Genomic DNA, 21,749 nt, shown 5'->3' with positions numbered 1-21,749 from the left:
CATCCAAGTACATCGAAGTTTTGTGCGCCACGCGGATCTCACAGACGAAATCTAGAACGTTACACGGCGCTGCTCTGTGCCAATGGCCATGAGGATACCGAAACCTGCCATCAGAGTAATGGCAGAGGTCCCACCATGGCTCACAAGTGGCAGGGGCACCCCCACCACCGGCAGGAGCCCGGTGACCATTCCGATATTCACAAACACATAGACAAAGAAAGTCAGCGTAATACTCCCCGCCAGCAGTCTTCCGAAGACATGTTGGGCCATGAAACTAATATAGATGCCCCGTGCAATGATCAGCACATACAGCAAAAGCAGCAGCAATGCACCGCGCATACCCCACTCTTCAGAGAGTACGGCGATGATGAAGTCGGTGTGGCTTTCAGGCAAAAAGTCCAGCTGGGACTGGGTGCCCTGCATATAGCCTTTTCCGTAAACCCCTCCTGAGCCAATGGCAGCCTTGGACTGGAAGATATTCCAGCCAGCGCCCAGCCGGTCGGCATCGGGGTCGAACAGGGTCATGATGCGCTGCTTCTGATAATCACGCAGGCCCCACTGCCAGATCGGCCAGGCGGACGCCACCAGCGCCACGGCTGCGCCACCGATCATCTTCCAGCTGAGCCCCGCAAGATAGAGCGCAAAGATACCCGAGGCCGCGATCAGGATTGAGGTACCCAGGTCCGGCTGGCGCACGATCAGTGCCGCGGGTATTGCAACGATCGCCAGCGCGCCGAGCACGGTAATAAAGGAAGGCGGCAGCGTGCGACGATGGAGAAAGGCCGCCACTGACATGGGCACCGCGAGCTTGAGGGCCTCGGAGGGCTGGAAACGGAAACCACCAATCTCCAGCCACCGCTGAGCGCCTTTGGCACCCACCCCCACGAACAATACCGCTACCAGCATTCCGCAGCCGGCCACATATAACCAGGGCGACCATCGCCGGTACATATCCAGCGGCACGTTTGCGGCCACGAGCATGCCGACAAAAGCGATACAGAGAAACACCGCCTGGCGACGCACGTAATGCGTCTCGCCACCGGAGGCGCTGTACAGCACGGTCAAGCCAACGCCACAGAGTAAGATCAGGAGCACCAGCAACGGCACATCGATGTGCCAGCGGCGGGAAAAGCTGACCGGACGGCTGAGGCTGCTGTGCGAATCCGGCAACCGGTGCATGTAATCGCGACTAGCCACGGATACCCCCTTTTTCTAGCTGAACCGGTCCGGGCAATACACTGGCGGTATCCTCATAGGGACGGGACAGCCAGTCAAAGAACACCTCCCGGGCCACGGGCGCAGCAACGCCACCACCGGTTTCGCCGTTCTCTACCAGCACCGCTACTGCGATCTGCGGATCATCCACCGGAGCAAAAGCCACAAACAGGGCGTGATCCCGATGGCGCTCCTTCAGCGCTTCGGAATCGTATTGCTCACCCTGGGCAATACCCACCACCTGGGCGGTACCGGTTTTGCCGGCGACACGGAAATCCAGATCGGCTCCGGCCTTCTTGCCAGTGCCGTGCGTGCTGTAGACCACGGACTCCATGCCCTCGAAGATCAGATCCCAGTGCTCCGGTCTGGCCTCGACGTGATGCAGCACTTCCGGCGGCTGCTCCACGCCGTCGACCGCCATCACCACCTGCGGCTTGTAGTGGGTACCACGGTTGGCGATGGTGGCCGTCATGACTGCCAGCTGCAGTGGCGTGGCCAGTACGAAGCCCTGCCCGAGGACTGCATTGAGATTGTCCCCCGGGAACCAGGGCATGCCCCGGGCGCCACGCTTCCAGGCCCGCGAGGGGAAAAGACCGGGACGTTCTACCGGCAGGTCGATACCGGTCTTGGCACCAAGTCCGAAGCGGGTGGCGATATCGTGCATGCCGTCGATGTTCCACCGGTGGGCCATATCGTAGAAATAGACATCACAGCTCTCGGTCAACGCCTGAATCAGGTCGACCTTCTTGCCGTGCCCCCAGCGCTTCCAGTCACGGTACAGGCGGGTGTCGTTGGGGAGCTTGTACCAACCGGGATCCTTGACCTTGGTCTGGCGATCGATCACGCCGGCCGCCAGGCCTCCGAGCCCCATCAGCGGTTTGAGGGTCGAGCCGGGAGGGTACTGTCCCTGGATGGCCCGGTTGAACAACGGCACGTCAATGGAGTCCCGCAGCGCCTTGTAGTCCTTGAAGCTGATACCGGTTACGAACAGGTTCGGGTCAAAAGAGGGTTTGCTGACAAAGGCCAGCACGCCACCCGTCTTCACGTCGATAGCCACCACAGAGCCGCGATTCTCGCCAAGCGCCTCGGTCGCCACCTGCTGCAGGCGGGCATCCATATGCAGGGTGAGCTCGGAACCGGGCTCTGGATCGTGCCGTTCGAGCACCCTCAGGACGCGACCACGGGCATTGGTCTCGACGTTCTCGAAACCGACCTCGCCCAGCAGCACATCCTCGTAGGACTTCTCCAGACCCACCTTGCCGATACTCTGGGTACCGCGGTAGCGCCGTACATCCTCTTCGGAGAAGTCCGTCAGCTCCCGCTCACTGATCCGGCCCACATAGCCGACGCTGTGGGCGAAGAGATCGGTCATCGGGTAGTAGCGCACGAGCTCGGCTTCGACCGAGACACCAGGGAGGCGGAATTCGTTGACACTGATACGCGCGATCTCCTCCTCCGTCAGTCGGTAGCGCAGGGGCACCGGCTCGAAGGGGCGGCGACGCTGCAGCCGCTGGCGGAATTTATCCACATCGGCATCATCCAGTTGCACCAGACGGCCAATCAGCTCGAGGGTACCGTCCATATCGCGGACCCGTTCGCGCACCACAGCAAGGGTATAACTGGGCCGGTTATCCGCCAGCAGGGCGCCATTACGGTCATAGATCAGGCCGCGGGTGGGAGACACGGGGCGCACCTGGATGCGGTTTTCGTCGGACTGGGTGCGGTAGTCGTCGTAATTGACCACCTGCAGGTTATAGAAGCGCGCTACCAGCACGCCCAGCAGCACCACTACCCCGACGAGCGCCACCAGCATGCGGTTGCGAAACAGCCGCTGCTCGAGGAGGGGGTCTTTCAGGTGCAGATCGTGGGCCATTGGTCACTTGGGCTGGCGCGAAAATTGACCACGAAGTGTACACTTCGGCGGCGATTTGATGAATGCAAAGTGCGAAATTTAGTGAAGATTCGCGAAACAACCCGCATTCGCTGACCCGATTGCGGCTTCCCGGTGACTGGACCGCACAGACAGATTCACGCTCCGGGCCACTAGGGGTGGTAAATCAGGGACAATCTCCCTGAGGGCCTGACCGGAAGCTGAGCTGCCAGTCACTTGTGGTAGGGGTGTCCCGCCAGCAAAGTCCAGGCTCTGTAGAGCTGCTCCGCAAGGACCACCCGCACCAGAGGGTGCGGCAGGGTCAGCGGCGACAGGGACCAGCGCTGGCGAGCCTTCGCCAGGCAGTCCGGCGCCAGCCCATCGGGCCCGCCGATCAGCAGCGCCACGTTGTCGCCCTGCATTTGCCAGCCCTCCAGCTGCTGCGACAGCTGCTCTGTACTCCAGGGCTTGCCCTTCACATCCAGTGCGACGACATGGTCGCGAGGATGCAGTGCAGCCAGCATCGCCTCCCCTTCTTTCTGACGCGCCTTTTCGACCAGTGCCGGCGCATTTTTCTGGCCACGCTGGCCGAGGGGGATCTCAACCATTTCCAGGCTGATCTCCCGGGGCAGCCGCTTGGCATACTCGTTGTAGCCTTCCTGAACCCAGGCCGGCATGCGCCCGCCGGCGGCGAGGATGCGAATCTTCATCTGGAATTCACTCCACCAAAGGGCGACGTACTCGTCACCCGTCGGCGCGAGTCCTTACTCTTCCCGGCTCGCCGGCGTCATGGACCAGAGCTTCTCGAGGTCGTAGAAGCTGCGCACATCGGCCAGCATCACATGAACCACCAGATCGCCGTAATCGACCAGCACCCATTCGCCCTGCTCCAGCCCTTCGACGCCGATGGGACGGACACCTGCCTGCTTGCCCTCTTCGACCACATTGTTCGCCAGAGACTTCACCTGCCGGTTGGAGGTACCGGTGCAGATAATGAGTGTGTCCATCACATCACTCAGTTCCGAGACATCCATGGCAACGATGTCCTTCCCTTTAAGATCCTCCAGTGCCTCAATGGCGATTTTCTTGATATCTGTCATAACACCTTGTTTAGCAGCCGCTTTCGGTGGCTGTCCGATAGAGTTGTTTGTCTTCAATATATTGCAAAACTGCGTCCGGCAGCAGGAAACGGGGAGACTGTCCCCGTTCGATAAGCTGGCGGATGCGGGTCGCGGAGATGGGCAGCAGGGTTTGCTCCCGCACTACGATGCTCCCGGCGGGCGACTCGCGCAGAGATCGCGGCTCACCCTCATGACTGCGCAGTAATTCCGCCACTTCCCCCTCCTCCGGCAAATGCCAGCCGGGTCGGGTTGCCACCACCAGGTGCGCCAGCTCCAGCAGTCGCTGCCAGCGGTGCCAGGTAGGCAGGGTGAGCAGGGAATCGAGCCCCATGCAGAAGCTGAGGGAAACCGACTCACCGAGTTCAGCCCTCAGTGCCTCCAGGGTGTCCACCGTATAAGTGTCGCCACCCCGGCACAGCTCCCGGTCATCCAGAGTCAGTTCCGGACAGTCCCGAATCGCCAGCGCCAGCATTTCCCGACGGCGCTCCGCGGAAACGCCGGGCGACTGCCGGTGGCGGGGCTGATGACTGGGCAGCAACCGCATCTCGTCGAAGCCCAGCGCTTCTTTCAGCTCGAGCGCCATCCGCAGGTGGCCGAAGTGCACCGGATCGAAAGTGCCGCCGAACAGGGCGATCGCCCTTCTCTCGCTATTCATCTGTTCCAGAACTAGGGGTTGGCTCGTTCATGCCCGCACCGCACAGTCAAAAGCGCTCCAATTTGGAGCCGTATCGTGAGGTATCCACAGCTTGCCCGGGCAGGGCCATGCTCGGGCGCCCCAAACCAGCGCTACTGGCGGATATGCCCATCCCCCAGAACAATCCACTTCTGGGAGGTCAGTCCCTCCAGGCCCACCGGGCCGCGGGCGTGGATCTTGTCCGTGCTGATGCCGATTTCCGCACCCAGCCCGTACTCGAAACCATCCGCAAAGCGGGTCGAGGCATTCACCATCACCGAACTGCTATCCACTTCGGCGAGAAAACGCCGCGCGCGGCTGTAATCCTCGGTAACGATGGATTCCGTATGGCCGGAACCATAGCGGGCGATGTGATCCATAGCAGCATCCATATTGGCCACCACCCGGATCGCCAGCACCGGCGCCAGGTACTCCTCGCTCCAGTCCGACTCGCTGGCCGCCTCACAATTCGAGAGGATGCGCAGTGTACGCGCACAGCCGCGAAGCTCAACCTCTCTTTCGCGATAAGCAGCGGCCAGGCGCGGCAGAATCTCTTCCGCAATCCCCTCGGCCACCAGCAGGGTTTCCATGGCATTGCACACGCCATAGCGGTGGGTCTTGGCATTCAGGGCGATATTGAACGCCTTTTCCCGGTCAGCGCGGTCATCGAGATAGACATGACAGACCCCGTGCAGGTGCTTGATCACAGGCACTCTCGCATCGCGGCTTACCCGCTCGATCAGACCAGTACCGCCGCGGGGTACGATCACATCCACGTATTCCGGCATGGCGATCAGGGCACCCACCGCTGCGCGGTCGGTGGTGTCCACCACCTGCACCACGGACTGCGGCAAGCCGGCCTCTTCCAGCCCGGCCGCGATACAGGCCGCAATGGCGCCATTGGAGTGCAGTGCCTCGCTACCACCGCGAAGGATGGTCGCATTACCCGATTTCAGGCACAGGCTGGCGGCGTCGATGGTGACATTGGGACGGGACTCGTAAATGATGCCCACCACGCCCAACGGCACGCGCATTTTGCCCACCTGAATACCGCTGGGACGGAAATTGAGATCGTCGATCTCACCGACCGGATCCGGCAGCTCTGCAACCTGGTGCAGCCCCTCGATCATACCGTCGATGCGCTCGTCGTTGAGCTCCAGGCGATCCAGCAGGGCCGCATCCAGGCCGCTGTTTCGCCCGGCTTCGAGATCTTTCTGATTGGCTTCCAGCACTTCACTGCGGCGCAAGTCCAGCTCGCGACCGATCGCCTGGAGAGCGTGATTCTTGGTGGCGGTATTTGCCCGGGCTATCACGCGGGCCGCGTCCCGGGCGCGACGCCCCATGGACTCGATTTTCTCCCGGGTGGACCGCGAATCGGCGGTTTCCGTCGCGCTGCTAGTGGTCACAGAGGCTCTCCATGCGATGCAATAGGCCGCGCAGTATAACGCAGAGCAGCATCCCGGTTGTGGCAGGCGGGCAAATCGAGCAAGTTCTCAGGACGCAGCTGAAGCGGTTACTGTTTGGACCAGCGGTCAAGGCTGGCGGCTATGGTCGCCAGCCGCTCCAGCGGATCTTCTGTGTCCAGAAGCTCAATACGCACCTTATCGTCTAACGGCAGCAGCTGCGCCAGCTGCCAGGAGAGTGCATCGGCACTCTCCACGGGCTCAAACTTCAAAGACAGCATGGCCGCGTGCTCCTTCAGCTCATCGAGGACCGCCAGCAACCCGTCGCACTCCACCGGCACCGGTCGCAAAGGCTCATCCGGCAACCAGTCCACCTCAGCCATCATCACGCCGTCTTCGCTGCGGCTGGTGCTATTGATCCGGAACCGGCGCTGGCCCTGCACCATGATGTGCAGCAGCCCCTCCTCCCCCTGACTCCAGTCAACGATTTTGACGAACACACCCACCGGCCAGACATCCGAACGCCCCACTTCGCCGCCGGAGCGGATCAGCACAATACCGAATCCGTCATCGGCTTTGAGCGTGTCGGCGACAAGGCGCAGGTAGCGCTGCTCAAAGATACGCAGCGGTAAAGTGACGCCGGGAAACAGCGCAACCCGCAGTGGAAAAATAGGTATCTGGGACACAGGCCTTCTCGCATCCAGGGAGTACTCTCAAAGATAACATCTATAGGCACAGCACCACGGCCAAATCGGCAGAAAAAGAATTTTGTGCCAGCTAGTCTATGCTCTATGAAGACGATTTCCGGGAGAGTGCCATGCGTTGGCAAAAGGGTCGCAGAAGTGAGAATGTCGAAGACCGCCGCGGTGAATCCGGGGGCGGCGGCCTGGGTGGACTGGGCAACCTGCTCGCCATTGCTCCTTTCCTGTTGCGCAGTAAGAAAGGCTGGCTGATTCTCGCTGCCATTGCCGCCTTTTATTTCTTCTTTGGCAACGGCAACCTGTTCCAGAGTGCGCCGCCGCAGACTCAGGTTCCCGACACTGCTGGCGGCCAGCCTGCACAACCCAGCGATGTGGTGGCAGATTTTGTGTCGGTCGTACTGGCGGATACAGAAGACACCTGGACGCAGGTATTTGCGACCGCAGGCGCACAGTACACCCCGCCCAAGCTGGTGCTTTACGACGACATGATCCGTTCAGCCTGTGGGCTCAACAGTGCGGCTGTGGGCCCCTTTTACTGCCCCGGTGATGGCAAGGTGTACCTGGATCTTGGCTTCCTGAACGAGCTCAAACGCCTGGGCGCACCGGGAGACTTTGCCTTCGCCTACGTGATCGCCCACGAGGTGGGACATCACGTTCAGAACTTGCTCGGCACCTCGCAAAAGGTACAGCAGGCGCGCATGCAATCCGATAAAGCCACGGCCAACCGTCTGTCGGTGATGCTGGAATTGCAGGCGGACTGCTTTGCCGGCGTCTGGGCCTTTTACGCACATCGCGATCGGCAGCTGCTTGAGCCAGGTGATATTGAGGAGGGCATCAACGCCGCTGCGGCCGTGGGCGATGACCGACTGCAGCGGAAGTCCGGTCGGGCCGTATCCCCCGATTCATTTACCCACGGCAGCGCGCAACAGCGCGCCTATTGGTTCCGCCGCGGCTTCGAGAGTGGCGATGTCAACCAGTGCAACACTTTTGCCGCCCTTTCCGGCCAGTGACACAGCTCGCGGCAAGCGCACGGTAAAACCTCTAAGCTGAAGCAACAGAATCAACATTCGCCGACCAATTCGACGGAGACAGCACCATGCCAAAAGCGACCGCACGACATATTCTTGTGGAAAGTGAACAGAAGTGTCAGGAACTAAAGAAGAAGATCGAGGAAGGTGCTGATTTCGGCGCCGTCGCCCAGGAGCACTCCAAGTGCCCATCCGGCCGTAACGGCGGTGACCTGGGAGAATTTAGTCAGGGGCAAATGGTGCCCGAATTCGACAGGGTGGTTTTCTCGGAAGAGCTGAACAAGGTGCACGGCCCTGTCAAAACACAGTTTGGCTACCACCTGCTGGAAATCACCAGTCGTCACGACTGAGTTCAGAGACAAAATTCTCTGTTACCAGCAGCCCTCGAACACTGTTGACGAGAACCGCTATTAGTTGCCGCTACCGGGGCGGGTTATTACCGCCCCGGACCCAGAGCACTGACGATTATCCCCCCTTATATTTTCTCCACCCAGTCCAATCAGCGAGCGGCCTGCCACCGCTACTCGATTTGAATGCGATAACGAACTCAGCGCGGAATCTTAATCAGCACAACGATTGTAATTGGCATTAACCGCTCCAACTTCCGACGGCCCTTATTGGTCAATGGCGCCAATTTCGTTTTTTCGGCCAGGCTTGATGCAATTTTAACCACCACAAACTTTCAAACTTGTTAATTCTCGACAAAACAAAATAAATTATTCTGAGGATGTAGCTCTTCAGGAATTTATAAATTAGACTCGAGCAGTCCTTCCGTTGGGGAACTGGACTTTCTATTGATGTACAGGGTCTTGGCTCAAAAAATGACAGCGATGTCACTTTGGAGATTCCAAGGCGCAAGGAGAGAGAGCCTTGGCATTAGTGTCAGCTTTGACACTTGGGGTGCGCTGAGGCATCAGCAAAACCGCATAACGATAAGACCGGGAAAAACCTATGTCATCAAACGTCTTTCACAAAAAACTTCTGGCAAGCGGAATCGCCCTGGCCCTGGCCGGAGCGGCCGCCCCTCTGGCACTCGCCCAGGAAGAAGAGAAAAAAGAAAAGCAATCCACTCAGATCGAAGAGGTCGAGGTAGTTGGCTTCAAGGCATCCCTGGAAAGAGCCATCGATGCCAAGCGCTACTCCACTATGGTGATGGACAGCATCACCTCCGAGGACATCGGTAAATTCCCCGATAAGAACATCGGTGATGCACTGATGCGTATTCCGGGTGTCGGCATCGAGCGCCGTTTCGGCGAAGCGGACGGCGTGAGCATCCGTGGTCTGGATCCGGCGCTTAGCCTGACCTATCTCAATGGTCAGTCCATCTCCACCGCCCAGTGGTTCGAAGGCTACCGCCCGACCCGCGGCTTCCGTTCTGACATGTTGGCCGCCGAGCTGGTCTCCGCACTGGAAGTCTACAAGTCTCCGCGCGCCGACCTGCCGGAAGGCTCCATCGGCGGTACCGTCAATATCAAAACCTCGCGCCCGCTGGATCTGGCTAGTGGCACCGCGCGCGGCTCCGTGGAATATCAGTACTCTGAAAACGCCGAGCGCTGGGATCCGGCTTACTCCGGTCTCTACAGCTGGAAGTCCGACGACGAGAAGTTCGGTGTGCTGGTGAGCGCCTCTCACCAGGAGCGCTTCACCACCTACGACGCCATGGAAAACTACTATGGCGCAGGCGTAAGCGCGAAGAACGTCGAGCCCGCCGGTGACTTTACCAATGCCACCTGGGGCGCTGGTCACGCTATCTTCCAGCAACAGCGCGAGCGCACCGCCTACAACTTCACCGCGCAGTACCAGCCGACTGAGCAGCTGGATATCGTTGCCAACTACCTGAATTTCGAGCTGTCAGCGGATAACGTCAACTCCAACTACCTGGTGGTGCCGGGTCGTACTGACGACATCAGCAATGTCACCGCTTCCAAGGAGTTCCCGGCCGGTAATGGTATCCTCAAGCACGATTCCATTCTCGGCAATGTTTCCGGTGAATCCGGTGACGATTACTGGTTCGGTCCCGACTCCTTCTTCCGTAACACCAACCCGGAAGCCCAGGCATTCGACCTCGACGTGACTTATACCCACGACCTGTTTGAAGCCCACGCCCAGGTTGGCCACACCGAAGCCGCCGGTGACATCATCGTGATCGGTTACTTCGGCAAGATCAACGCGGCCAATGCCGACGTCGCGGGCCTGACTGGTGATGAAGTACTGACCCTCGACCTTACCGGCAACAAGCTCGGTGTCGATTTCCAGGGCTTCGATCCAAGCAACCCGGGCAACTACCCGCTGGAAATCCGCGAGAACAACCCGCACATCGAGGACTCCGACGAGGAGACCTACGTTCAGTTTGACCTGACAGTGCCGATCGATAACGGCGGTTACATCACCTCCGTGAAGACCGGTCTGAAGTACCAGGACCACACCAACGAGCGCCACCTGTACAACTTCACTGCCCAGATCCCGGCAAGCCTGGCGCTTGGCAATGCCACCTATGCTGACCTCCCGGTTAATACCGGCTGTGGCCAGTATGAGGAGACGGCCAAGAGCAATACCCTGACCTGTCTGCCGACCCTGGATCTGGACGGTATTCGTAGCCTGTCCTCCCAGCTGACGCCAGGCAACACCCGCGAGCGCGAGAGCCTGTCTGATTTCTACGAGATCCAAGAAGACAAGCTGGCTCTCTACGCCATGGCCGAGTTCGAGTACGACAAGCTGAGCGGTAACTTCGGTGTGCGCTATGTCGACTACGAACTGGAATCCATTGCTAACCAGCAGGCCAATGACGAGTGGCTGCTGGGTGTTCCGACATCCAACGACTACAGTGAGATTCTGCCGAGCCTGAACGTGGTTTATCAGCTGCAGGATGACCTGTTGCTTCGCGGTGCTGTTGCGCGGGTGATGTCACTGCCCAACTACCAGGATCTGCGCAACACCTTCAGCTACAACAGCACCACCCTGACCGGTTCCGCAGGTAACCCCTATCTGGATCCGTGGCTGGCCAACCAGTTTGATCTGGGCGTGGAGTGGTACTTTGCTGATGGCGCCCTGGCTAGCGCCACCTATTTCCGTAAGGATATCGAGTCCTTCCTGTTCTCCATCTCTGAGCTCGAAACCCTCGACATCATTGATGAGAACACCGGCGAGACCGTTACCCGTCAACTGGAAGTGTCCCGTACCCGCAACGGTGGTGAGGCCAGTGTTCAGGGCCTCGAGCTGCAGCTGCAGACGGAAATCGCCTACGGCTTCGGTGTCAGCACCAACTACACCTTCACCGATGCTGAGGTTGTCGATAACAATGGGGTTTCCGGCCTGAACCTGCCGGGTAACTCCGAAGATATGTGGAACGTTACCGGTTACTGGGAAAATGACCGTTACAGCGCCCGCCTGATGGCCAACCATCGCGGCGAGTTCTTTAACGGCATTCGTATCGGTACCGCTTCCGAGACCGAAGCGTTCACCTCTCTGGACGTGGCCTTCTCTGCGGACGTAACCGACAACGTCACCCTGAGCCTGCAGGGCGTCAACCTGACTGGAGAGCTGTACCGTACCAAGAACTCCCAGGATAACTGGGATGGTATCTTCCAGCTGATCAACGATGGTGGTACCCGCTGGTTCATGAACGCTTCCGTGAAGTTCTAAGAAGCGTGCTCCGGCCCCTCAGGGGAGCCGGATGCCAGCCATAAAAAAACCGGCTTCGGGCCGGTTTTTTTATGGCTGGAATTTCCCCTCAGATACTCTGGAAGCGGAAATCCTTCAGCTGATCCAGCAGGCGCCGGTTGGTCACCAGCTGTGTCGGCACTTCACGGCGCATCCGGTCAATACGGGCAAAGTTTTCCCTCGCATATTCAAGATGTGGCAGGCGTGCGGGATTGTCATATTGATAATTTCCGTAGCCCATGCCGTAGAGGATAAATTCATAGCTCTCGCGCACGAATGGCTCGAGACTACTGGACAGATCAAATCGGCTCGGCGGGTAGTATTGCCAGAAGTCCAGATACTCTCTCAGTGACTCCGGCGCCGTCTCGGGACGGGTATTCTCGATCCAGAAATCCGAATCCGTGCGTCCGCTCAGGTAGTAGTGCAGCTTGATAAAGTCGACCACGCTGTTCCAGCGACCGATGAACGACGCGTTGTATTTCTTTTCCAGCCGCTCCAGCATCTCACTGTTACGTTGGAACAGCTCGCCGAGCATATTGCAGGCCGCCTCGACCAGGAAAATCGCACTCGCCTCCAGCGGCTCGAGAAACGCTGCTGCCAGCCCCACAGCAACGCAGTTCTTGTGAAATACCTTCTCGCGATATCCAAGCCGCATCTTGATGTGCTTGGCATCGAGCTTTTCAGAGCCGGGACCGAGGGTATCGCCGCAGCTGTGCCTCCGCTTCATCATCAGAGATGAAATCGTCACTGTAGACATGGCCTGTGCCCCGACGCGCCTGCAGGCCGATGTCCCAGATCCACCCGGCGGTCTGTGCGGTCGAGAGCGTGGGGCTGGAGATGGGGGCATCCGGGCGTTCGTAGGGCATCTGGATGGCGATAGCGCTGTTCACGAACAGCTTGTCCTTCACCGATCGAAAGGGAATCTCATAGGTGCGATCAATCAGCAGCCCTGCGAACCCGCTACAGTCGACAAAAAAGTCACCTTTGATATCCCCCTTCTCACGGGTGGCAAGCGAGGTGATATATCCATCCTCGTCCAACCTGGCCCTTTCAATATAGGCGGAGATATGCCGGACACCCAGCTTCTCGGTCGCGACCTTCGCCAGCATCTTCGCAAACTTGCCCGCATCCAGGTGATAGGCGTAATTCAGCAGTCCTTCATAGGCGGGGGTGGCCATGGTCTTGGGAGCGAAGTACCCCCGGCACGCTTCGGGCTGCACCGAAATCGCATCGGCATAGGATCGATTAAGCTCCGATTTCAGATAGTGCCAGTATGGCCCGGGAGAAGTGCGCCACTGCGTGTGTGGCAACTCGAAGGAGTGGAAATAAGTAGCATCGCTCCCATCCTTGTGGAGCCTGTGCCAATTAACAAACTGTGTTCCCTGCTTGAAGGAAACATCGCACTCACGGATAAAGTCGGTTTCGTCGATACCAATGCGCTTCAATGTGCTGCGCATGGTGGGCCAGGTGCCCTCCCCGACGCCGATAGTCGGTGCATCGGGTGACTCCACCAGGGTGATATTGGTCTCGGAATCATTGATGATATTGAGCTGCCTGGCCAGAGACGCTGCAACCAGCCACCCCGCCGTACCACCACCGACGATGACTATATTTTTTATTGTGTTCAAGACTGCCCCCGAGGTGGCGTTGTACCAGTGACAAACTGGTGGTGTAATTTATTCTTGTCGTCGGGCAATACCATCAAAACGCCCGAAATTAATGGTTTAGTTTGCCACTCTTGACCAGTAGTGGGAACCATCGTCCCCGGGGGATCCAAGTTGAAAAAGCCTTATTCCGTGATGATTGTCGGCGGCGGCACTGCCGGCTGGATGGCCGCGAACTTGATGGCGCACCGGTGGCGGGATCGTGACGTATCCATCATGCTGCTGGAATCCGACGCTATTGGCACTATTGGTGTTGGCGAGGGCAGCACGCCCTACCTGAAAGGCTTCTTCAAGTCGCTCGGAATTGACGAGTCTGAATGGATGCCGGCCTGCAATGCCACCTACAAATGCGGCATCCGTTTTCCCCGCTGGTCTACGGTGCCCGGCTACGAATCCTACTACCATCCGTTCTTCTCGCCGCTGGATCGAGAGATCGGCCAGGTTTTTTTCGAGAATGTCAGGCGGCGGCGCAGCGGAATCGACACCCCGGCAAATCCGACCGACTTTTTCCACGCGCCCTTTTTGTCATCAAACGCCTGCGCGCCACACCCGGAAAAACCCCTGCCTTTTGAGCTGGATTACGGCTACCACTTCGATGCAGGGCTGCTGGGGCGCTTTCTGCGGGAAAAAGCCAAAGCTGCCGGAGTGGAACATCTCATCGATACCGTCTCGACGGTCGAAAGAAACGGGGAGAATATTGAAGCAATCGTCACCGAAAAAAGCGGACGCATTGCAGCAGACTTCTTCATTGATTGCTCGGGCTTCCGGGCCCTGCTTCTTGGCGGTGCCCCCGACTACCGGTTCCGGGATTTCAGCCGTACCTTGTTCAACAACGCGGCGGTCACGGTACAGATAGAGCGGGATTTCTCACAACCGCTGTTATCGGAAACCATTTCGGAGGGCCTTTCCAGCGGCTGGATGTGGCGTATCCCGCTGCAGAACCGTACCGGTTGCGGCTACGTGTACAGCAATCACTATGTCTCCCCGGATGCGGCAGAGACCGAACTCCGCAAGACACTGGGCCTTCCGGAGTCAGCCCGAGTGAACCACCTGAAGATGAGAGTCGGGCGGGCAGAGGAACACTGGCAGGGCAACTGCCTCGGGGTCGGGCTATCCCAGGGGTTTATCGAACCCCTGGAGGCAACCGCACTGATGCTGGTCCAGTTCACCATTGAACACTTTCTGGAGGCCTTCCGGTTCCAGGACACCGAAGCCCCAGGCCCGCACAAAAAGACTGTCTTTAACGAGCGTATCAATCAGCTGTTCGATGGCGTGCTGGACTATGTGGCCGGCCACTACAAGCTCAACAGCCGTGAGGATACGGCCTACTGGCGCGCGGCCCGGGAGGAGATTGTCATCTCCGACCGGTTACAGGCTCTGCTGGACTGCTGGGATAACAACGGGGATGTAGACAGACTACTGGAACAGGCAGGCGCGGAACTGGTGTATTCAAGGGCCAGCTGGTACTCACTACTGGCTGGCATGGGGCGCTTCCCGAGAAACCTGCGCCCGGCGGACGCCGCTGTCGCACGGGAACATCAGGAAGTACGGCGTTTCTGTACCGGCAACCTGGCCCGCTTTCGCCAGCACCAGACCCAGCTCGACAGCCTGAGGCAGTCCGTGAGCGAACCGGCGTAACCTGCAGCAGGTATACGCCGGTCACCTCACTGGCCAAAGATGACTTCTCCGGCCAGTTGCCAGGCACCAATCAGGCCCCGGCGAGGCCCTCCCCCGCGAGCTCAGGCTTTCCCGGCGCCTCCGGTGCCCGCAGTGGCTTGAAGATCAGCAACAACAGCGGCAGCAGGGTCAGGGAGCCCAGCAGTGCCGCCGACATGGCCAGCGCCGTCAACAGTCCGAAGTAGATCGACGGCACGAACTTGGACAGCGCCAGGATCGAGAAGCCGGCAATAATCGTGATCGCGGTATAGAACATGGCCCGGCCAATGGTGGCGTGACTGCGGTGCATGGTCGCCAGATAGTCGCCATCCTTCGCAAATTCACTGCGGAACCGATAGAGATAGTGGATCGCATGGTCCACACCAATACCCACGGTGATGGCGGCAATAGTGATCGTCATCATATCCAGTGGAATACCGGCCAGCCCCATGCCACCCAGCACCACTGCCGCGGCCAGCATATTCGGGATCAGGGCGATGATCGCGATGGACAGGGAGCGGAACAGCACCAGGAACATCAGCAGGATACCGACAAACACCGCCCCCAGCGTCAGGATCTGTGACTTGAACAGGCTCTGCAGCATGTTGTTGTAGAGGACCAGCAGCCCAGTCTGGCGAATGTTCTCCGGCGCGATGCCCATCTCATCATGGGCGTAATCGTAAATGCGCTGGATCAGCTCATCCCGGCGCAGGTTAGGGTCGGTCTCCATCGCTCGCAGGGTTATGCGGGCCTGGTTGTGTTCGATGGAAAGGTACGGTTCTACCAGCACTTCGTTGATCTCCGCCGGCAGACCAGAGCGGGCCACCGCCAGCTCGAAGTCGTTCAGCGGGCCGCCGTTCAGGTCACGGGCCACTTTGTACAGAGTTGCCAGCGACTGCACTTTGCCGATCTCCGGCTGGCGCTCGAGGAAATCGTGCAGCTGTTCGATCTTGGCCAGGCCGCCCACGGTAAACCAGTAGCTGGGTTCGACCGTCTCCGACTCTGTGGCAAAGGGATCGTCCGCGGCAAAGGGGTCTTCCGCTGCGAACGGATCTTCCTCTGTGCTGCCTTCCTCGGCGTCCATACCGAAGGGATCTTCTTCGCCCTCGAATGCGGGCTCTTCCACTTCGGGTTTATCCAGGATGATATCCAGAGTCACGGTACCGCCCAGTCGACGGTCGATCACCAGCATGCCCTGGTAGATCTCGGTGGAGCTGTCGAAGTAATCGATAAAGCGGTTTTCCACCTTGAGCTGGGTCGCGCCCACACCTCCCACGACCGCAGCAATAGCGGCCACTGCCAGTACCAGGGCACGACGGCGCTCGGCAAAGCGGGAGAACAGCAGTGTAAACGCGTGGGAATTGTCCTGGCTGATGCCCTCGGTACGCTTGGGCAGCAGCATCAGTACGGCCGGAATGATCAGGAACGACAGCACCAGCGCCAGGGCCACGCCCATGGTCATCATCCAGCCGAAGTCGATCACCGGTCGAATGCCGCTGACCACCAGCGACGCAAACGCCACGATGGTGGTGAGTGCGGTATACAGGCACGGCTTGGCCATAAAGCGCACCGCCTCCAGTGCCAGGCGACGGCGATCCCAGTCCGGGCTCTGGGCCGCCAGCTCCCGGTATCGCACCGACAGGTGAATCGTGATGGCCAGGGTAATAATCAGCAGCAGCGCGACGAAATTGGCGGAGATGACCGTCAGGCGCCAGTCGAGCCAGCTCAAGAACCCAAGCATGATCACAGCGGTCACGATACAGGTGCTCAGTGGCAGCAGTACCCAGCGCACCTGACGGAAAATAATCAGCAGAGTGGCAATGATGAACAGCAGGATACCCGCCCCGAACACCACCAGGTCACTCTTGATGAAGGCGATCATGTCGGCAGTAATCATGGAGACACCGCCGAGGAACAGCTCCGCCTTGCCCTCATAACTGGCAATAATCCCGCGCACCACTTCCACCCGCTCGCGGGAAACGATGTCCTGCTCGGTGCGATGCTGCAGATACAGCGCGCTCACTTCCTCCAGGCGCGCAGCTTCCGCCTCACTCAATCCCTCGCTGTCGCGCTGACGACGCAGACTGTCCCGCTCGCGTACCAGCTCCAGGCCGCGACGGTCCAGTTCCAGGTTCACCAGCAGAGCGGTGGTCTGGCCGTCCGGACTCAGGATCAGATCGCGGTAGATAGGGCTGGAGAGAAATTCCTGACGGGCCTGCGTCTTGTCAGTACCGGGAGTCGACAGGGTCCGGATGCCATCCGCCAGCTCGGCAATCTGCGGCTTCGGGCTGTACAGCAGCGGCACGTCGAGAATCGTCTGTACGCTCTCCACACCCTCTACCTGAGCCAGTTCATTACGCAACTGGCGCAGGGTGTTCAGCGAGGCGTCATCGAACAGGTCGCCCTGCCTGGAGCGATAAGTCACCACCAGGAAATCGCCGCTGGCATAGCGTTCGGCGATCTCGCGGTAATAATCCAGCGCCTCGTCCGCCTCCAGCGTCAGGGAATCGGCGGAGGCATCGATCTTGAACCGGGGCAGGCCAAACGCAGCGGCGATGGTCAGCAGCGCGACGAACACCAGCACGCCCTTCGGGTGACGGGTGATCAGGTTCTCGTAGGTGGTCTTGAAAGCAGACAGCATAGTGGTTCGCTAACTCTAGGAATTCTTGTTACCGGCCCGCTCGTCCGGCGGGTGGCTAAGAAGCGGCGCTCGGGCCGCAGTGGTCTCAATTCAGTTACAGGGTCAGGGCCGGTCCAGATGCCCCAGCTCGCGGTCCGGAAACAACAGATCCCGCAGGCGGCGTTTTAGTTCCTTGGCGGACGGAAATCCACCATCCCGTTTTCGCTCCCAGAGCAGCTCTCCGTCGGCGAAAATTTCGAATGCCCCGCCGGTCACCGGCTCCAGGGTGACCCCCTGCAGATCCTCGGCGAACGTGTGCAGGAGCTCCTGGGCCATCCAGGTCGCCCGCAGCATCCAGTTGCACTGGCTGCAGTAGCGAATGGTTACCGAGGGCTTCACTGCTGCGCGGCCTCACCAACTGAACCGGCCTCTCCCCAGCGCGGCAGCAGGCCCTGCTCGACGCCCAGCTGATCCAGCAAGCGTGCCACCACGAAATCCACCAGGTCCTCGAGGGTACGGGGTCGCTGATAAAAGCCGGGGCTCGCCGGGAGCACCATCGCTCCCATTCGAGTCAGCTTGAGCATGTTCTCCAGATGGATTTCCGAATAAGGCGCCTCCCGGGGGACCAGGATCAGCTGGCGGCGCTCTTTCAGGGCCACATCCGCAGCCCGCTCAATCAGGTTGTTGGAGGCGCCGCAGGCAATAGCGGACAGGGTACCGCCGCTGGCCGGGCAGATAACCATACTGGCCGGACTGCCGGTGCCCGAGGCCACCGGCGAGAACCAGTCCCGCTTGCCGAACAGTTTCAGCTGCCCCGGCCTGGCCCCGAAACGGTCGGCCAGGAAAGCCTCTACGGCCTGGTCATCGCCACTCCCGGGCAGCTGGCAGTCGGTTTCCGTATTGATCACCACCTGTGCTGCATCCGATAGCAGCAGCCACACCCGCACATCGGCAGCCAGCAGGCACTGCAGTAAACGCAGACCATACTGTGCTCCGGACGCGCCGGTCATGGCGAGAGTCACGGTCTTGGAAAATTCAGCTTCGGCCAAATCTGTCTCTACTCGGGAGCTTGCTGCGCCCCCATGTTGGAAAGCCTGGGTCTGGAGCCGGATGCCCGCAAAAAAACGAGGGCCGGCGGCTTCAGGACCCGGCCTGTTCGCTCTTTTGCTCCAGCACCGCCAGCAGGCGCTGGTGAATGCCACCGAAGCCGCCGTTGCTCATTACAACGATGTGCGTGCCCGGCTCGGCCAGATTGACCGCGGATTCTACCCCAGCCTCGATGTTGTCGAAAATCTTTGCCGGCACAGTGGAGTGGTGAACCACATCACCGAGGGACCAGCCCATGCCCTCGGGCTGATACCAAAGCACCAGGTCGGCGCCAGCACAGGCCCGCGCCAGATGGTTTTGATGGATACCCATACGCATGGTGTTCGAGCGCGGTTCAATCAGGGCGATGATCTTGTCCTGCCCTACCCGGGCCCGCAGGCCATTCAGGGTGGATTCGATGGCCGTCGGATGGTGGGCAAAGTCGTCGTAAACGCGTACGCCACCCACTTCACCCAGGCACTCCATGCGCCGCTTCACGCCCTCGAAGCTGGCCAGCGCCTCGGCCGCCACCGCCGGCTCCACCCCTACGTGACGAGCCGCGGCCATCGCCGCCAGGCCGTTGCGCACATTGTGCAGCCCCGTGTGCTGCCACTGCACGCGGGCGATCTCGGCGCCGCGGAACTGCACTGCGAAAGAACCGCCATCCGCCGCCACATCGACCGCGCACCAATCCCCCAGGCGCACATCGTCTTCAGCCTCGGTGGAGAAGCGTTGCACCTCGGTCCAGCAGCCCTGCTCGAGGACCTGCTCCACATTGTCCTCGGCAGCCGAGACGATCAGGCCGTTTCCGGGCACTGTCCTCACCAAATGGTGAAACTGCCGCTGGATCGCCGCAAGATCGGGGAAAATGTCCGCATGATCGAACTCCAGATTGTTGATAATCAGGGTTCGCGGGCGGTAGTGGACGAACTTGGAGCGCTTGTCGAAGAAAGCGGTGTCGTACTCGTCCGCCTCCACCACGAAGAAGGGCGTCTCTCCCAGACGGGCGGAGACATCGAAGTTGCGTGGCACACCACCAATCAGGAAACCGGGTTTCATCCCCGCGTGTTCGAGAATCCAGGCCAGCATGCTGGCGGTGGTGGTCTTGCCGTGGGTACCGGAGACCGCCAGCACCCAGCGGCCGCCGAGGAAATGGTCACACAACCACTGGGCGCCAGAGGTGTAGGGCAGGCCGCGATCCAGCACTGCCTCGACGGCCGGGTTACCCCGGGACAGGGCATTGCCGATAATCACCAGGTCCGGGGCCGGGTCCAGCTGTGCCGGATCATAGCCTTCAGTCAGCTCAATACCCGCCTGCTCAAGCTGGGTGCTCATGGGCGGGTAAACATTGGCGTCACTACCGGTGACCTTGTGCCCCTCTGCGACCGCCAGCTGCGCCAGGCTGCCCATAAAGGTGCCGCAGATACCTAGAATATGAATATGCATAGGGCTGTCGAATGCTCCTATCAAACGCTCCTATCAATGAGCGCAAGCTTATCACGGGGTGACACCCCAGACCCGACGGAGGAACACAGAGGAGTCACGGCGCCCGGAATTTGTGCATTTACGCCCCGATTCCATTAGACTCCGCCCCCGAAATTGCCGGCCTCAGCCCCCGGGTGGTAGTAGAATTTGCCGCCATCGGTCCGCAACCTCCGCCAGCGCCCCAACTGTCAGCGAATCTTGAGACTCGCGCCAACGGTTGGGGCGCAACGGTTTACGGGGCTTAGCGCCGCTCCGACCCGCTCTTGTATACAGGATGACCATGTCGAAAAAGAATGCCTTCTACGCCCAATCCGGCGGCGTCACCGCCGTTATCAATGCCTCCGCTTGCGGCGTTATCGAAGCTGCGCGTGAACACAGCGACAAAATCGGTCACGTATATGCCGGACGCAATGGCATTCTGGGCGCCCTGCATGAGGAGCTGATCGACGTGAACGAGGAGAGCGTCGAAACCATCGCCGCCCTGCGTCACACCCCCTCCGGCGCCTTCGGCTCCTGCCGCTACAAGCTGAAGAGCCTGGAGGAAAACCGCGCAGAGTACGAGCGCCTGATCGAAGTCTTCAAAGCCCACGATATTGGCTACTTCTTCTACAACGGTGGCGGCGATTCCGCCGATACCTGCCTCAAGGTCTCCCAGCTTTCCGAGACCATGGGTTATCCGATCCAGGCCATCCACATCCCCAAGACTGTGGATAACGACCTGCCCCACACCGACAACTGTCCGGGCTTCGGCTCCGTGGCCAAGTACGTGGCGGTTTCCACCATGGAGGCGGCCCTGGATGTGGCCTCCATGTGCGCCACCTCCACCAAGGTATTCATTCTCGAGGTAATGGGCCGCCACGCTGGCTGGATCGCCGCCGCTGGCGCCCTGGCCCAGCAGGAAGAAGGCGACGCGCCGCACATCATCCTGTTCCCGGAAGTGGCCTTCGATAAGGACAAGTTCCTGAAGAAGGTGCAGGACACCGTGGACGAGAAAGGCTACTGCGTGATCGTAGCTTCAGAGGGTGCCCAGTACGCCGACGGCACCTTCCTGGCCGATGCCGGCACCACCGACGCCTTCGGCCACAAACAGCTGGGTGGCGTCGCCCCGACCCTGGCCAATATGATCAAGGCCGAACTGGGCCTGAAATACCACTGGGCGCTGGCGGACTACCTCCAGCGCGCCGCACGCCATATTGCCTCCGCCACCGATGTCTCTCAGGCCTATGCCGTCGGCCGTGCCGCGGTAGAAAAAGCGCTTGAGGGCAAAAACGCCATCATGCCGTGTATCGTCCGCGACCAGGGGCCCGAATACGGCTGGTCCATTGGCGAGGCGCCGCTGTCTGAAGTGGCCAACGTGGAAAAGATGATGCCGAAGGAATACATCAGCGAGGATGGTTTCGGCATCACCGAAGCCGGCCGCGATTATCTGCTGCCGCTGATCCAGGGTGAGGACTACCCGCCGTTCAAGAACGGTGTGCCGCAGTATGCAAAACTGAAGAAGGTGCTGGTGGATAAGAAGCTGGAAGACGGTTTCAAGGGCTAAGCGCTTTTACATCCGCGTTACACA

18 protein-coding genes are annotated in these 21,749 nt (G+C 59.9%); 5 read left to right on the top strand and 13 right to left on the bottom strand.

Features of this window, described 5'->3' with window-relative positions; genetic code table 11:
• Nucleotides 1–51: 51 nt before the first annotated feature.
• The 7 genes from rodA to AUP74_RS08410 form a co-directional block, all read right to left on the bottom strand.
• A complete protein-coding gene (gene rodA, locus AUP74_RS08440) occupies nucleotides 52–1,197 on the bottom strand; it encodes a rod shape-determining protein RodA (protein ID WP_226999731.1) in 1,146 nt (381 codons plus the stop codon).
• A complete protein-coding gene (gene mrdA, locus AUP74_RS08435) occupies nucleotides 1,190–3,088 on the bottom strand; it encodes a penicillin-binding protein 2 (RefSeq protein ID WP_069947190.1) in 1,899 nt (632 codons plus the stop codon). Before mrdA ends, rodA begins: the two co-directional genes overlap by 8 nt.
• Nucleotides 3,089–3,318: 230 nt before the next feature.
• The gene (gene rlmH / locus AUP74_RS08430) at nucleotides 3,319–3,795 is read right to left on the bottom strand and encodes a 23S rRNA (pseudouridine(1915)-N(3))-methyltransferase RlmH (RefSeq protein WP_069947189.1); all 477 of its coding nucleotides are present in this window, start codon (nucleotides 3,793–3,795) and stop codon (nucleotides 3,319–3,321) included.
• A 54-nt stretch (nucleotides 3,796–3,849) separates the two neighbouring features.
• Nucleotides 3,850–4,185, bottom strand: coding sequence for a ribosome silencing factor (gene rsfS, locus AUP74_RS08425; RefSeq protein WP_069947188.1), 336 nt, complete (start codon nucleotides 4,183–4,185; stop codon nucleotides 3,850–3,852).
• A 10-nt stretch (nucleotides 4,186–4,195) separates the two neighbouring features.
• The gene (gene nadD, locus AUP74_RS08420; protein ID WP_069947187.1) at nucleotides 4,196–4,861 is read right to left on the bottom strand and encodes a nicotinate-nucleotide adenylyltransferase; all 666 of its coding nucleotides are present in this window, start codon (nucleotides 4,859–4,861) and stop codon (nucleotides 4,196–4,198) included.
• A 131-nt stretch (nucleotides 4,862–4,992) separates the two neighbouring features.
• The gene (locus AUP74_RS08415) at nucleotides 4,993–6,285 is read right to left on the bottom strand and encodes a glutamate-5-semialdehyde dehydrogenase (protein ID WP_083260877.1); all 1,293 of its coding nucleotides are present in this window, start codon (nucleotides 6,283–6,285) and stop codon (nucleotides 4,993–4,995) included.
• Nucleotides 6,286–6,392: 107 nt separating this feature from the next.
• Nucleotides 6,393–6,968 carry an LON peptidase substrate-binding domain-containing protein gene (locus tag AUP74_RS08410; RefSeq protein WP_069947186.1) on the bottom strand — a complete coding sequence of 192 codons (576 nt, stop codon included), beginning with the start codon at nucleotides 6,966–6,968 and terminating at the stop codon, nucleotides 6,393–6,395.
• A 131-nt stretch (nucleotides 6,969–7,099) separates the two neighbouring features.
• Here AUP74_RS08410 and ypfJ point away from each other — a divergent pair, with 131 nt between their 5' ends.
• The 3 genes from ypfJ (at nucleotide 7,100) to AUP74_RS08395 (ending at nucleotide 11,653) form a co-directional block, all read left to right on the top strand.
• Complete coding sequence (gene ypfJ / locus AUP74_RS08405; RefSeq protein ID WP_069948773.1) at nucleotides 7,100–7,993, top strand: KPN_02809 family neutral zinc metallopeptidase; 894 nt, start codon at nucleotides 7,100–7,102, stop codon at nucleotides 7,991–7,993.
• Nucleotides 7,994–8,079: 86 nt separating this feature from the next.
• Nucleotides 8,080–8,361, top strand: a complete 282-nt coding sequence (locus AUP74_RS08400) for a peptidylprolyl isomerase (RefSeq protein WP_069947185.1) — start codon at nucleotides 8,080–8,082, stop codon at nucleotides 8,359–8,361.
• Nucleotides 8,362–8,962: 601 nt separating this feature from the next.
• A complete protein-coding gene (locus AUP74_RS08395; RefSeq protein ID WP_069947184.1) occupies nucleotides 8,963–11,653 on the top strand; it encodes a TonB-dependent receptor in 2,691 nt (896 codons plus the stop codon).
• Nucleotides 11,654–11,741: 88 nt separating this feature from the next.
• Here the strand turns inward: AUP74_RS08395 and AUP74_RS17480 are convergent, their stop codons facing one another.
• Both AUP74_RS17480 and AUP74_RS17475 read right to left on the bottom strand, forming a co-directional pair.
• Complete coding sequence (locus AUP74_RS17480; RefSeq protein WP_158514553.1) at nucleotides 11,742–12,401, bottom strand: tryptophan 7-halogenase; 660 nt, start codon at nucleotides 12,399–12,401, stop codon at nucleotides 11,742–11,744.
• A complete protein-coding gene (locus AUP74_RS17475; RefSeq protein ID WP_158514552.1) occupies nucleotides 12,352–13,299 on the bottom strand; it encodes a tryptophan 7-halogenase in 948 nt (315 codons plus the stop codon). The genes AUP74_RS17480 and AUP74_RS17475 overlap by 50 nt, the downstream gene beginning before the upstream one ends.
• Nucleotides 13,300–13,449: 150 nt before the next feature.
• On the opposite strand from AUP74_RS17475, the gene AUP74_RS08385 reads away from it, so the two are divergent.
• Complete coding sequence (locus AUP74_RS08385; RefSeq protein ID WP_145924348.1) at nucleotides 13,450–14,973, top strand: tryptophan halogenase family protein; 1,524 nt, start codon at nucleotides 13,450–13,452, stop codon at nucleotides 14,971–14,973.
• Nucleotides 14,974–15,043: 70 nt separating this feature from the next.
• Here the strand turns inward: AUP74_RS08385 and AUP74_RS08380 are convergent, their stop codons facing one another.
• The 4 genes from AUP74_RS08380 to mpl form a co-directional block, all read right to left on the bottom strand.
• Nucleotides 15,044–17,632: an efflux RND transporter permease subunit gene (locus AUP74_RS08380; RefSeq protein WP_069947183.1), complete on the bottom strand. Its 2,589-nt coding sequence runs from the start codon at nucleotides 17,630–17,632 to the stop codon at nucleotides 15,044–15,046.
• A 102-nt stretch (nucleotides 17,633–17,734) separates the two neighbouring features.
• Nucleotides 17,735–18,010, bottom strand: coding sequence for an Rdx family protein (locus AUP74_RS08375; RefSeq protein WP_226999923.1), 276 nt, complete (start codon nucleotides 18,008–18,010; stop codon nucleotides 17,735–17,737).
• Nucleotides 18,007–18,621, bottom strand: coding sequence for a flavin prenyltransferase UbiX (locus AUP74_RS08370; protein WP_069948770.1), 615 nt, complete (start codon nucleotides 18,619–18,621; stop codon nucleotides 18,007–18,009). The genes AUP74_RS08375 and AUP74_RS08370 overlap by 4 nt, the downstream gene beginning before the upstream one ends.
• A gap of 130 nt (nucleotides 18,622–18,751) precedes the next feature.
• Nucleotides 18,752–20,143: a UDP-N-acetylmuramate:L-alanyl-gamma-D-glutamyl-meso-diaminopimelate ligase gene (mpl, locus tag AUP74_RS08365; protein WP_069947182.1), complete on the bottom strand. Its 1,392-nt coding sequence runs from the start codon at nucleotides 20,141–20,143 to the stop codon at nucleotides 18,752–18,754.
• Nucleotides 20,144–20,462: 319 nt separating this feature from the next.
• On the opposite strand from mpl, the gene AUP74_RS08360 reads away from it, so the two are divergent.
• A complete protein-coding gene (locus AUP74_RS08360; RefSeq protein WP_069947181.1) occupies nucleotides 20,463–21,725 on the top strand; it encodes a 6-phosphofructokinase in 1,263 nt (420 codons plus the stop codon).
• Nucleotides 21,726–21,749 lie beyond the last annotated feature (24 nt).

Origin of the sequence: Microbulbifer aggregans (assembly GCF_001750105.1) — a bacterium.
Classification (GTDB): Bacteria; Pseudomonadota; Gammaproteobacteria; order Pseudomonadales; family Cellvibrionaceae; genus Microbulbifer; species Microbulbifer aggregans.
Note: the sequence above shows the minus strand (reverse complement) of the source record. Positions and strands in the feature narration are given on the sequence as shown.

What these genes read in the sequence shown, in the direction of transcription:
- mrdA (WP_069947190.1), bottom strand. Translation starts at nt 3,088, where the DNA reads ATGGCCCACGATCTGCACCTGAAAGACCCCCTCCTCGAGCAGCGGCTG.
- rlmH (WP_069947189.1), bottom strand. Translation starts at nt 3,795, where the DNA reads ATGAAGATTCGCATCCTCGCCGCCGGCGGGCGCATGCCGGCCTGGGTT.
- rsfS (WP_069947188.1), bottom strand. Translation starts at nt 4,185, where the DNA reads ATGACAGATATCAAGAAAATCGCCATTGAGGCACTGGAGGATCTTAAA.
- nadD (WP_069947187.1), bottom strand. Translation starts at nt 4,861, where the DNA reads ATGAATAGCGAGAGAAGGGCGATCGCCCTGTTCGGCGGCACTTTCGAT.
- ypfJ (WP_069948773.1), top strand. Translation starts at nt 7,100, where the DNA reads ATGCGTTGGCAAAAGGGTCGCAGAAGTGAGAATGTCGAAGACCGCCGC.
- AUP74_RS08400 (WP_069947185.1), top strand. Translation starts at nt 8,080, where the DNA reads ATGCCAAAAGCGACCGCACGACATATTCTTGTGGAAAGTGAACAGAAG.
- AUP74_RS08395 (WP_069947184.1), top strand. Translation starts at nt 8,963, where the DNA reads ATGTCATCAAACGTCTTTCACAAAAAACTTCTGGCAAGCGGAATCGCC.
- AUP74_RS17480 (WP_158514553.1), bottom strand. Translation starts at nt 12,401, where the DNA reads ATGATGAAGCGGAGGCACAGCTGCGGCGATACCCTCGGTCCCGGCTCT.
- AUP74_RS08380 (WP_069947183.1), bottom strand. Translation starts at nt 17,632, where the DNA reads ATGCTGTCTGCTTTCAAGACCACCTACGAGAACCTGATCACCCGTCAC.
- AUP74_RS08370 (WP_069948770.1), bottom strand. Translation starts at nt 18,621, where the DNA reads ATGACCGGCGCGTCCGGAGCACAGTATGGTCTGCGTTTACTGCAGTGC.
- mpl (WP_069947182.1), bottom strand. Translation starts at nt 20,143, where the DNA reads ATGCATATTCATATTCTAGGTATCTGCGGCACCTTTATGGGCAGCCTG.
- AUP74_RS08360 (WP_069947181.1), top strand. Translation starts at nt 20,463, where the DNA reads ATGTCGAAAAAGAATGCCTTCTACGCCCAATCCGGCGGCGTCACCGCC.